Source organism: Oxalicibacterium sp. (assembly GCF_035565035.1).
Lineage (GTDB): Bacteria > Pseudomonadota > Gammaproteobacteria > Burkholderiales > Burkholderiaceae_D > Oxalicibacterium.
Window position 1 is genome coordinate 1 of the sequence record NZ_DATMTD010000045.1, and the last position, 11,043, is coordinate 11,043.

11 protein-coding genes and 1 pseudogene are annotated in these 11,043 nt (G+C 55.5%); all 12 read left to right on the forward strand.

Going from position 1 to position 11,043, the window contains the following annotated elements; translation table 11 throughout:
• The first annotated feature begins 89 nt into the window (after positions 1-89).
• On the forward strand, positions 90-515 hold the full coding sequence (gene ndk / locus VN114_RS04335) for a nucleoside-diphosphate kinase (RefSeq protein ID WP_325512358.1): 426 nt from the start codon (positions 90-92) through the stop codon (positions 513-515).
• Between the two features lie 54 nt (positions 516-569).
• Entirely contained in the window at positions 570-1,736 is a 1,167-nt protein-coding gene (gene rlmN / locus VN114_RS04340) for a 23S rRNA (adenine(2503)-C(2))-methyltransferase RlmN (RefSeq protein ID WP_325512360.1), read from the forward strand.
• Positions 1,733-2,533, forward strand: coding sequence for a type IV pilus biogenesis/stability protein PilW (gene pilW, locus VN114_RS04345; protein ID WP_325512362.1), 801 nt, complete (start codon positions 1,733-1,735; stop codon positions 2,531-2,533). Before rlmN ends, pilW begins: the two co-directional genes overlap by 4 nt.
• The gene (locus tag VN114_RS04350; RefSeq protein ID WP_325512364.1) at positions 2,526-3,467 is read left to right on the forward strand and encodes a helix-turn-helix domain-containing protein; all 942 of its coding nucleotides are present in this window, start codon (positions 2,526-2,528) and stop codon (positions 3,465-3,467) included. Before pilW ends, VN114_RS04350 begins: the two co-directional genes overlap by 8 nt.
• 5 nt (positions 3,468-3,472) lie before the next feature.
• Positions 3,473-4,738, forward strand: a complete 1,266-nt coding sequence (gene ispG, locus VN114_RS04355; protein WP_325512366.1) for a flavodoxin-dependent (E)-4-hydroxy-3-methylbut-2-enyl-diphosphate synthase — start codon at positions 3,473-3,475, stop codon at positions 4,736-4,738.
• Positions 4,739-4,798: 60 nt separating this feature from the next.
• On the forward strand, positions 4,799-6,145 hold the full coding sequence (hisS, locus tag VN114_RS04360; RefSeq protein WP_325512368.1) for a histidine--tRNA ligase: 1,347 nt from the start codon (positions 4,799-4,801) through the stop codon (positions 6,143-6,145).
• Between the two features lie 12 nt (positions 6,146-6,157).
• On the forward strand, positions 6,158-6,808 hold the full coding sequence (locus tag VN114_RS04365; protein ID WP_325512370.1) for a tetratricopeptide repeat protein: 651 nt from the start codon (positions 6,158-6,160) through the stop codon (positions 6,806-6,808).
• 34 nt (positions 6,809-6,842) lie between these two features.
• Positions 6,843-8,003, forward strand: a complete 1,161-nt coding sequence (gene bamB / locus VN114_RS04370) for an outer membrane protein assembly factor BamB (RefSeq protein WP_325512372.1) — start codon at positions 6,843-6,845, stop codon at positions 8,001-8,003.
• Positions 8,004-8,012: 9 nt separating this feature from the next.
• Complete coding sequence (gene der / locus VN114_RS04375) at positions 8,013-9,356, forward strand: ribosome biogenesis GTPase Der (protein WP_325512374.1); 1,344 nt, start codon at positions 8,013-8,015, stop codon at positions 9,354-9,356.
• 110 nt (positions 9,357-9,466) lie between these two features.
• Positions 9,467-9,703 (forward strand): RNA chaperone Hfq, encoded by a 237-nt coding sequence (hfq, locus tag VN114_RS04380; RefSeq protein WP_325512376.1) that lies wholly within the window; start codon positions 9,467-9,469, stop codon positions 9,701-9,703.
• A gap of 35 nt (positions 9,704-9,738) precedes the next feature.
• Positions 9,739-10,857: a GTPase HflX gene (hflX, locus tag VN114_RS04385; protein ID WP_325512378.1), complete on the forward strand. Its 1,119-nt coding sequence runs from the start codon at positions 9,739-9,741 to the stop codon at positions 10,855-10,857.
• A gap of 49 nt (positions 10,858-10,906) precedes the next feature.
• Positions 10,907-11,043, forward strand: a pseudogene (locus VN114_RS04390) (protease modulator HflK); the annotation flags it as partial.

Sequence of the window (11,043 nt, forward strand, 5' to 3'; positions counted from 1 at the left end):
CTAAGCAGGGTGTTTCATGCTAGAATCAGCGGTTAGCTGAATTCTCATATTTTCGTCTTAACCCTTTCTTTTTATTGGAGTTTTTTTAGATGGCAATCGAACGCACCCTGTCGATTATTAAACCGGACGCAGTCGCCAAAAATGTAATCGGTCAGATTTACACCCGTTTCGAAAACGCTGGCTTGAAAATCGTCGCTTCCCGCATGACACAATTGTCGCGCGCAGAGGCTGAAGGCTTCTACGCCGTGCACAGCGCACGTCCTTTCTTCAAGGATCTGGTTGATTTCATGATTTCCGGACCGGTAGTGATCCAGGTTCTGGAAGGCGAAAACGCCATTGCGAAGCATCGCGACCTGATGGGCGCAACCGATCCGAAGAAGGCAGACAAAGGCACGATTCGCGCCGATTTCGCTGATTCGATCGATGCCAATGCAGTTCACGGTTCGGATGCAGAAGAAACGGCGAAAACAGAAATCGCCTACTTCTTCCCGGCACTGAACGTTTATTCGCGTTGATTTGACTTGGCCGCTTGGCAGAAACCTGCGAAGCGGCAGTAACGAAGCAAGACCATGACGACTCTCACCAATCTGCTGGATCTGGATCCTGCACAGCTCGTCGCTTATTGCGGCGAGTTGGGTGAGAAGCCGTTTCGCGCAAAGCAGTTGCAGCGCTGGATTCATCAGTTCGGCGCCAGCGATTTCGAGTCGATGACCGATCTCGCAAAGTCATTGCGCGACAAACTGGTAACGCGGGCGATCATTGCCGCGCCGGCCGTTATTTCCGACCACACTTCGTCCGACGGCACACGCAAGTGGCTGGTCGATGTCGGACAAGGCAACGCGGTCGAAACTGTTTTCATCCCCGAAGAAAATCGCGGCACGCTTTGCATTTCGACGCAGGCGGGCTGTGCAGTCAATTGCCGGTTTTGTTCGACCGGCAAGCAGGGCTTCAACCGTAACCTGACGGTCGGCGAAATCATCGGCCAGTTGTGGATGGCGGAATTCGAATTGCGCCGTACCAAAGGCATAGAACCCGGCCCCAAGGGCGAACGCCAGATCACCAACGTCGTAATGATGGGCATGGGTGAACCGTTGCTGAATTACGAACCGACCGTGACGGCGTTGAAGCTGATGCTCGACGATAACGCTTACGGTCTGTCGCGTCGTCGTGTGACGCTGTCGACCAGTGGCGTCGTACCGATGATTGACAAGCTGTCGCAGGATTGTGCAGTGGCGATGGCAGTGTCACTGCATGCATCGAATGATGCGTTGCGCGATGGCCTGGTTCCACTGAACAAGAAATATCCGCTGAACGAATTGATGGCAGCGTGCCGTCGCTACCTGGAATTTGCGCCACGCGATTTCATCACGTTTGAATACTGCATGCTGGACGGGGTCAACGATACCGATCAGCATGCGCGCGAATTGATCGCGCTGGTGCAGGGGCGCGATCCCGTGCCATGCAAGTTCAATCTGATTCCGTTCAATCCCTTCCCTGAGTCCGGATTGACGCGTTCGCAGAATCCGCGCATCAAGGCGTTCGCGCAGATTCTGATGGACGCCGGGATTGTCACGACGATTCGCAAGACGCGTGGCGACGATATCGATGCGGCATGCGGCCAGTTGGCCGGTGAAGTGAAAGACCGCACGCGCGTGCAGGAACGCATGAAAAAAATGGCCGATTATCAGGAAAAATTCGGCAAGGATTTTGGACGCATCGTGGAGATTTCATCTTGAAAGTAATCCGTCGGTCGGCCTGGATGGCCATTACCTTGTCTGTCATTTTGCTGGCCGGTTGTGCATCGAGTGGTCAGCGTTCTGCATCGAACGACGAATTGCCAACCAGTTCCGACCGTACTGAGATTCAACGTCGTGCCAGTATTCGCCTGCAACTTGCAGTCGGCTATTATCAGCAAGGGCAGTGGCAGACGGCACTGGATGAAGCCAAGCAGGCGATACAGATCGATCCGAATCTGACGGATGCTTATACGATGGCTGCATTGACCTATATGGAACTGGGGCAAACGCGTCTGGCGGAAGATCATTTTCAACGCGCGATGAAACTGGCGCCGAACGATCCGGATTTGAACAACAACTTCGGATGGTTCCTTTGCCAGAACGGTCGTCCCGAGCAGTCCATCGTTTATTTCGATACAGCGGCAGCCAACAAGTCCTATCAGTCTCCGGCCAAGGCGCTGGCAAATGCCGGCACCTGCAGCCTGATGATGAAGAATTCGCTCGCGGCGGAACGTTACTTCAACGAGGCATTCCGTCTTGATCCAACCAATACGGCGACAAATATCGGTCTGGCTCGCATCAACTACGATCGTGGCGAGTTCCAGAACGCGCGGTTTTACATTACACGACTGGTGAATGCGAACGTTCTGACAGCCGAGGTGTTGTGGCTGGGAGTGAAGACCGAGCGCAAACTGGGTAATCGTAGTGCGGAAAACAGCCTGGCGACGCAATTGCGCCGGCGTTATCCGAATTCGTCCGAGTTTGCGTCTTATCAGCGCGGAGTTTTTAATGAGTGACGGTGTATCAGTGAACGAAGCAGAAGAAAATCGCCAGGAATCGGAGCGAGAAGAGGCAATAGCCGCGGCGCAACCTCAAATGTCCGCAGGTGCGCAACTTGCTGCGTTGCGCGAGGAACGCGGCTGGACAGTTGAACAGGTGGCGAATCAGTTGAATCTGGCCAGCCGTCAGATTCAGGCACTGGAAGCGGACAACTACGCGGCTCTGCCAGGCATGGTGATCGTGCGTGGGTTTATTCGCACTTACGCAAAATTACTGCGTGTCGATTCGGCACCAATTTTGGCTGCTATTGCCAGCGACAAGGCTGAACCGGATACGGTCCTGCAGGATCGCGGTTCGCTGTCGACGGCATTTTCGGAAAGCAGGGTTTCCTCCGGTAAATCGGGAGCGTCGTCCTCCAAACTGGTGATGGCAGGCGTAGCGCTGGCGATCGTCGTTGTGCTGGGATTTGCTGCAGAGCGAATGGGCTGGATTCCTGTGAAAGAACAGCAATCGCAAACGGAAGAGAAGCCGGTTACGGTGGAAGTGCCGGAGACTCAACTCTCTGCGGTGGGCACAACTTCGGAGGAAGCGCGGACTCTGCCGGCAGGAGAGCATGTCCAGCAAGCTGCTGCGGCAGAAAAAACAGCGTCCGCACCGGCAGTTGCGGAACCGGCTGCGGACAACGTTGCCGTCTCCCCACCGGTTTCGCCGGACAGCAAGAACGCGTTGGTCTTTCAGATGAAGGAAGACAGCTGGGTTGAAATCCGGCGCGACGACGACAGCATTCTTGTGTCGCGGCTTTTCAAGGCCGGCACAACGGAAGTATTCGACATCACCAGTCCGGTAGCGATGGTGATTGGTAACGCTGCGGGTGTCAGCGTCAAGCTGCGTGGAAAGCCGCTCGATGTTTCCGGCAACAGCAGCAATGTCGCACGATTGAATTTGAAGTAATTGTCATGTCCCAGCAACCGATTGCCACAGGCCCATTAACGCGTCGTCAAAGCCGCATCGCCGTTGTTCGATATGGCGAGCGGGAAGTGCGCATTGGCGGCGATGCGCCGGTGGTCGTGCAATCGATGACCAATACCGATACGGCCGATGTGATCGGTACGGCGATCCAGATCAAGGAATTGGCACGGGCCGGTTCCGAATTGGTGCGCATCACGGTCAATACACCGGAAGCCGCAGCTGCCGTGCCGGCGATCTGCGAACAACTGGACAAGATGGACGTGGTTGTGCCGCTGGTCGGTGACTTTCATTACAACGGCCACAAGCTGCTGAACGACTATCCGGATTGTGCGAAAGCGCTGGCGAAATATCGCATCAATCCGGGCAACGTCGGCAAGGGCAACAAGCGCGATACGCAGTTTGCGCAGATGATCGAGACAGCCTGTCGTTTCGACAAACCGGTTCGCATTGGCGTCAACTGGGGCAGTCTGGATCAGGAGCTGCTGGCGCGCATCATGGACGAGAATGCGCAACGCGCGACGCCATGGACCGCGCAGGCTGTCATGTACGAAGCGCTGGTGACTTCCGCTATCGAAAACGCACAGCGTGCGGAAGAAGTGGGTCTGGCGGGTGACCGCATCATCCTGTCGTGCAAAGTGTCCGGCGTACAGGATTTGATCGCGGTCTATCGCGAACTGGCGCGTCGCTGCGAGTATCCGTTGCACTTGGGATTGACGGAAGCAGGCATGGGCAGCAAGGGCATTGTCGCTTCGACCGCAGCGTTGTCTGTGTTGTTGCAGGAAGGCATCGGCGACACGATCCGTATTTCGCTCACGCCCGAACCGGGCGGCGATCGTACAAAGGAAGTGATCGTCGGTCAGGAAATCCTGCAGACGATGGGCTTGCGCAAGTTCACACCGATGGTGATTGCCTGTCCGGGATGCGGTCGCACAACGTCAACCGTGTTTCAGGAACTGGCGGACGATATCCAGACCTACTTGCGTGATCAGATGCCGGTCTGGAAAAAGCAGTACCCGGGTGTGGAGGCAATGAATGTCGCCGTGATGGGATGCATCGTCAACGGTCCGGGTGAATCGAAGCACGCCAACATCGGCATCAGCCTGCCGGGCACTGGCGAATCGCCGGCCGCGCCGGTATTCGTCGATGGCGAGAAGACAGTGACGCTGCGCGGCGACAATATTGCTGCCGAGTTTCAGGCCATCGTGCTGAATTATGTGCAAAGTCGCTACGGCAAGGAAAGCAGCACCGCCTGAACGGTAAGCAAACAAGAATAATCGGGAATACACATCGGCGATATCAGCCGTAGAAATTACATGTCAGATACCAAGAAAACAGAAAAAATCGTCGGCGTGAAGGGAATGAATGACATTCTTCCCGCAGATGCGCCATTGTGGGAATTGTTCGAGAACACCGTGCATACCGTGTTGAAGAGTTACGGCTTTCAGCAGATTCGCACGCCGATTGTCGAACCGACTGCCCTGTTCGCGCGCGGCCTCGGTGCCGTTACCGATATCGTCGAAAAGGAAATGTACTCATTCAAGGATACGATGAACGGCGATGACCTGACCCTGCGTCCGGAATGCACCGCTGGTGTAGTCCGTTCCGTGCTAGAACATAACCTGACCTACGACAGTCCGAAACGCCTCTGGTATGCAGGCCCGATGTTTCGCCATGAAAGGCCGCAACGTGGTCGCTATCGCCAGTTTCATCAGATCGGCGCGGAAGCAATCGGCTTTGCCGGTCCGGATATCGATGCCGAACTGATCATGATGTGTCAGCGCTTGTGGGACGATCTCGGCCTGCAGGATGTGCGCCTTGAACTGAATTCGATCGGCGATGCCGAAGAGCGAAACAGACATCGTGCCGATCTGATTGCCTACTTCGAAAAGAATGCCGACGTACTCGACGCCGAAGCGCAAAAGCGTTTGCACACGAACCCGTTGCGTATTTTGGATACCAAGAATCCGACAATGCAGGAGATGGTCAACGCAGCACCGAAACTGCTGGATTACCTCGGCGAGGAATCGCGCGCGCATTTTGAAGGCGTACAGAAAATTCTGCGTCACAACGCGATTCCGTTCACCATCAATCCGCGTCTGGTACGCGGCATGGATTATTACAATCGCACAGTGTTCGAGTGGGTAACTGATCAACTCGGCTCGCAAGGAACTGTTTGCGGCGGTGGCCGGTACGATCCGCTGGTTGAAATGTTCGGTGGCAAGCCGACACCGGCCTGCGGCTTCGCCATGGGCGTCGAACGTTTGCTGGAGCTGATGAAGGCAAACGGCGAACAGCTGTCGCCGAATCAATGCGATGTTTATCTCGTGCATCAGGGGGACGAAGCACAATTGCAAGCATCCGGGGTTGCGGAACGTTTGCGCGATGCGGGACTCGATGTTGTGTTGCATTGCGCATCGTCGGCAGGTATCGGCAGCTTCAAGTCGCAGATGAAACGTGCGGACAGCAGCGGCGCAGCGTATGCGGTGATCATCGGTGAAGATGAAATTGCAAAAGGCGAGGCAATCGTCAAGGAAATGCGCGGCGCGGAAACCGGCGGAAATCAATCCAGTGTCGCTTTCGATGCGATTCCGGATTATCTGGTCGATCAGATCGTCGGACACGATCACTCGCACGACGAACACGTACACTATCACCACTAAACTTGGACCATCATGGCATACGATCACGCAGAGCAGGAACAACTGGCCAGCCTCAAATCCTGGTGGGGGCAATACGGTAATCTCGTCACTTGGGTGCTTATCGCCGCGCTCGCGGCTTATGCAGCATGGACCGGCTGGAATTACTATCAGCGCAACCAGTCGGTGCAGGCAGCGCAGCTGTATGAACAACTGGAAAAAGCAGCCGGTGAGCAGGACAAGGAAAAAGTGCAGCGTGCTGCGTCTGACATGCAATCGAAGTTTGCACGTACGGCCTATGCGCAGATGAGTGCGCTGGTCGCTGCCAAGTCCGCATTCGATGCCAGCGATTACCAGGCTGCAAAAACCCAATTGCAGTGGGTGATCGACAACGGGCGCAGTGATGAATACAAAGCCATCGCGAAAGTGCGTCTGGCCGGTATTCTGCTGGACGAGAAAGCTTACGATGAGGGGCTGAAGGTTCTGGCTGGCGATTTCCCGCCCCAGTTCGCTGGTGTGGTTGAAGATCGCAAAGGCGATATTCTGGTCGCACAAAACAAGCTGGATGAAGCCCGCACTGCCTATCAGGCGGCAATCGAAAAAACCGATCAGCGCAATCCGGGCCGACAACTGATGCAGATCAAGCTGGATGCCATTGGCGGTGCACCTGCTGCCAAAGCTGTCTGACCGTCGAAGCCTCAAGAATCAAAAGGAAAAACAGATGCGTTTCACGTCAAGGATTTTTTGTGCAGGTTTGCTGGTTGCCGCAACGGGCTGCTCTGTCATGTCGTCGTTGAATCCGTTCGCCAGCAAGCCATCGACAAAAAATCAGCCTGCGGCATTGGTCGACTTTAAATCGACATTGAATGTGAAGACTGTCTGGACGGCTTCGGTCGGAAAGGCGGAAAAATATGCGTTTACGCCGGCATCTTTTGGCAATGCGCTGTTTGCCGCGGCTGAAAACGGTTCGATTACACGTCTTGATGCGACAACCGGTCGTTCGGCATGGCGCACCGATGCGGGTGTAAAACTGACGGCTGGTGTCGGTACGGATGGTCAGACAGTCGTGGTCGCCGGTGAAAACGGCACGATTCTCGCTTTCAACGCAGAAGACGGCAAGTTGCGCTGGAAAGCGCAAGCCAGCAGCGAAGTATTGTCGGCACCTGCGATCGGGCTCGGCGTAGTTGTCGTGCGCAGCATGGACAATCGGATTGCCGCATTCGATGTCGATAGCGGCGCGCGTAAATGGTCGGTGCAACGTACAGCGCCTCCGTTGACGTTGCGTACCGCGCCCGGCATTGCCATCAACGGTTCAAATGCCTATGTCGGTCTGGCGGGAGGTCGTCTGCTGGCGCTGACTCTGGCGACAGGTGCGCCGCGTTGGGAAGTTGCTGTCGGTGATCCGCGCGGTGTGACCGAGCTGGAGCGGATTGCCGATATTTCCGGAACCCCGGTCGTAGCAGGCCGTGATGTCTGTGCAGTGGCCTATCAGGGACGGGTTGCCTGTTTCGATGCATTGAGCGGCTCGCCACGCTGGGGCGCGCCATTGTCGAGCGACGTGGGCGTTGCCGTGGATGAACGTTATGTCTACGCGGCCGATGAGCATGGCACGGTACAGGCACTTTCGCGCGCGGGTGGCGGCAGCCTCTGGCGCAACAACAAACTGGCAAATCGCCGTCTGTCGACTCCGCTCGCATTCAGTCGCGCGGTTGCGGTTGGCGATTATCAGGGATACGTTCATTTCCTTTCGAAGGATGACGGTTCCCTGCTGGCGCGTGTCCAGACCGATGGCAGCGCAATCATGGCTGCACCGATATCGGTTGGCAGCACTCTCGTTTTCCAAACACAATCAGGAACAGTGGTCGCGCTCGCGGCCGAGTAAAACAATTTGATGAAGCCGGTTATTGCACTTGTAGGTCGACCTAATGTCGGCAAATCCACGCTCTTCAACCGGTTGACCCGGTCGCGTGATGCGTTGGTCGCCGATCTTCCGGGATTGACGCGTGACCGGCATTACGGCGAAGGCCGCGTTGGCGAACGTCCTTTCCTGGTGATCGATACAGGCGGTTTCGAGCCTGTTGCCAAGGACGGCATCATGCATGAAATGGCCAAGCAGACGAAGCAGGCAGTGGCAGAAGCCGACGTTGTCATTTTCATCGTGGATGGCCGTCAGGGATTGACGCCACACGACAAGACCATCACCGATTTTCTGCGTAAATCAGGCCGTCGGGTCATGCTGGTGGTCAACAAGGCCGAGGGCATGAAGTACACGACGGTCGCTGCCGACTTCTATGAGCTTGGCATGGGTGATCCTTACGTGATTTCTGCCGCACACGGCGACGGGGTCAACGATCTGGTGGAAGAGTCGCTGGATATTGCCTTCGCCCAGCGTCCGCCGGAAGAAGAGGTCTCGGAGTCCACCGGAAAAAGCATCAAGCTGGCAATCGTCGGCCGACCGAACGTGGGCAAGTCGACACTCGTGAATACGCTGTTGGGCGAAGAACGCGTGATTGCGTTTGACATGCCGGGTACGACGCGCGACTCGATCGAGATTCCATTCGAGCGTGATGGCAAGCATTACACGCTGATCGATACGGCGGGTATCCGTCGTCGCGGCAAGGTATTCGAGGCGATCGAGAAGTTTTCCGTCGTGAAGACATTGCAGTCCGTGTCGGAAGCCAATGTCGTGCTGTTGCTGCTGGATGCGCAGCAGGATATTTCCGAGCAGGATGCACATATTGCGGGATTCATCCTTGAATCGGGCAGGGCGCTGGTGATCGGCGTCAACAAATGGGATGGCTTGACCAGTGATCGACGCGACGAAATCAAGATGGACCTTGAGCGCAAGCTGAATTTCCTGTCGTTTGCAAAAACACATTTCATCTCGGCGCTGAAATCCAGCGGCATTGCGCCGATGATGAAGTCGGTCGATGCTGCCTATGCTGCCGCCATGTCGAATCTGTCGACGCCGAAGCTGACGCGTGCATTGATCGAGGCAGTCGAACATCAGCAGCCGCGCCGCAAGGGCTCGATTCGACCAAAACTGCGTTACGCGCACCAGGGGGGAATGAATCCGCCGGTTGTCGTCATTCACGGCAACGCGCTGGATGCCATCGATGCCAATTACAAGCGTTTCCTCGAAAAGCATTTCCGAGAAACTTTTTCACTGGTCGGGACTCCACTACGTATCGAGTTGCGTTCCGGGAAGAACCCGTTCAGCCGATCCGAAAAATAGGCGGTTTTGGCGAAAAAGGGCGAAATCGATTACATTCCCACTGAGCAGAGATACTTGAAAAAAGACAAGATGTCTCAATCTCCTCATCACAACAACACAATGGAGCTGTCATGACCAACAAAGGGCAACTGTTACAAGACCCATTCCTCAATGCCTTGCGCAAGGAACACGTCCCTGTTTCCATCTATCTCGTCAATGGCATCAAGCTCCAGGGGCATATTGAATCGTTCGATCAATACGTGGTCCTGTTGCGCAATACCGTGACACAGATGGTGTACAAGCACGCAATTTCGACCGTTGTTCCTGCACGCGCCGTCAACCTGAGTATCGAATCAGAAGTTGAGTAAGGCCCGCGTATTCCCGTCACCGGTGCGGTACTGACATGCGTGCCGTACTGGTAGGCGTTGATTTCGGCAAAGGTGATTTTGCTGCAAGTCTTGAAGAACTTTCCCTGTTGTCCCGATCGGCTGGCGCAGATCCGGTCATCACCATTACCGGCAAGCGTTCCGCTCCGGACGCCGCGTTATTCGTCGGTTCCGGCAAGGCGAACGAGATAGCCGATGCCGTTGTCGATCATGCCATTGACATCGTCATTTTCAACCATGCGCTTTCGCCCGCGCAACAACGCAATCTTGAACGCCATCTGAAAGTGCGTGTGGTCGATCGCACCAGCTTGATTCTGGATATTTTTGCGCAGCGCGCACAGAGCCACGAAGGCAAGGTGCAGGTGGAACTGGCGCAATTGCAGCACCTCTCAACGCGCCTGATTCGCGGATGGACCCACTTGGAACGTCAAAAGGGTGGTATCGGCCTGCGCGGTCCGGGTGAAACCCAACTGGAGACCGACCGTCGCTTGCTGGGGGAGCGCGTCAAGATGCTCCGCGCCAAGCTTGAAAAACTGCACAAGCAGCGCGCCACCCAGCGCCGTGCGCGTGGTCGCAACAACGCGTTTTCCATCTCGCTGGTCGGTTATACCAATGCCGGCAAATCGACGCTGTTCAATACCTTGGCCAAGGCGCGAACACTGGCTGCCGATCAATTGTTCGCCACGCTCGATACGACTTCACGGCGCGTGTACCTTGGTGAAGCCGGTAACGTCATCATTTCCGACACAGTCGGGTTCATCCGCGAACTGCCGCACCAGCTTGTCGCGGCTTTCCGTGCCACGCTGGAAGAAACCATCCATGCAGACCTGTTGCTGCATGTGGTCGACGGTGCCAGTCCGGTGCGCATGGAGCAGATCGAACAGGTCAATATGGTTCTGCATGAAATCGGGGCCGATCACATTCCGCAGATTCTGGTCTGGAACAAGATTGACGCAGCAGGGCTGGAACCTGCTTTGGAGCGTGATGAATATGATAAAATCCGACGGGTTTTTATCAGTGCCCAGACTGGAAGCGGATTGGATCTATTGCGTGAAGCGATAGCCGAATGTGCGAAAGCACGTGCCGCTGGCCTAGAAGATGCATCGCTTATTGCATCAGACGATGTGAACGTGTAACGAATCACTTGGCAATCCAACCTTTATTTTCAGCCCGGACCGCAAACGCATGCTCGTTACCCTATTTAAAAAACTTGGCTTGAAATTTTCTCTCAACGATCCTCGTTGGGGGCGTGGCTCAGATGACAACAACAAAAATCAGAACGGAAAAAAGCCGAATGAAGGCCCGCCCGATCTGGATCAGTT

Bases quoted from the DNA above. Each gene is read 5' to 3' on its own strand.
- ispG (WP_325512366.1), top strand. From the start codon at position 3,473: ATGTCCCAGCAACCGATTGCCACAGGCCCATTAACGCGTCGTCAAAGC.
- der (WP_325512374.1), top strand. From the start codon at position 8,013: ATGAAGCCGGTTATTGCACTTGTAGGTCGACCTAATGTCGGCAAATCC.
- hfq (WP_325512376.1), top strand. From the start codon at position 9,467: ATGACCAACAAAGGGCAACTGTTACAAGACCCATTCCTCAATGCCTTG.
- bamB (WP_325512372.1), top strand. From the start codon at position 6,843: ATGCGTTTCACGTCAAGGATTTTTTGTGCAGGTTTGCTGGTTGCCGCA.
- VN114_RS04365 (WP_325512370.1), top strand. From the start codon at position 6,158: ATGGCATACGATCACGCAGAGCAGGAACAACTGGCCAGCCTCAAATCC.
- hisS (WP_325512368.1), top strand. From the start codon at position 4,799: ATGTCAGATACCAAGAAAACAGAAAAAATCGTCGGCGTGAAGGGAATG.
- hflX (WP_325512378.1), top strand. From the start codon at position 9,739: ATGCGTGCCGTACTGGTAGGCGTTGATTTCGGCAAAGGTGATTTTGCT.
- rlmN (WP_325512360.1), top strand. From the start codon at position 570: ATGACGACTCTCACCAATCTGCTGGATCTGGATCCTGCACAGCTCGTC.
- VN114_RS04350 (WP_325512364.1), top strand. From the start codon at position 2,526: ATGAGTGACGGTGTATCAGTGAACGAAGCAGAAGAAAATCGCCAGGAA.
- ndk (WP_325512358.1), top strand. From the start codon at position 90: ATGGCAATCGAACGCACCCTGTCGATTATTAAACCGGACGCAGTCGCC.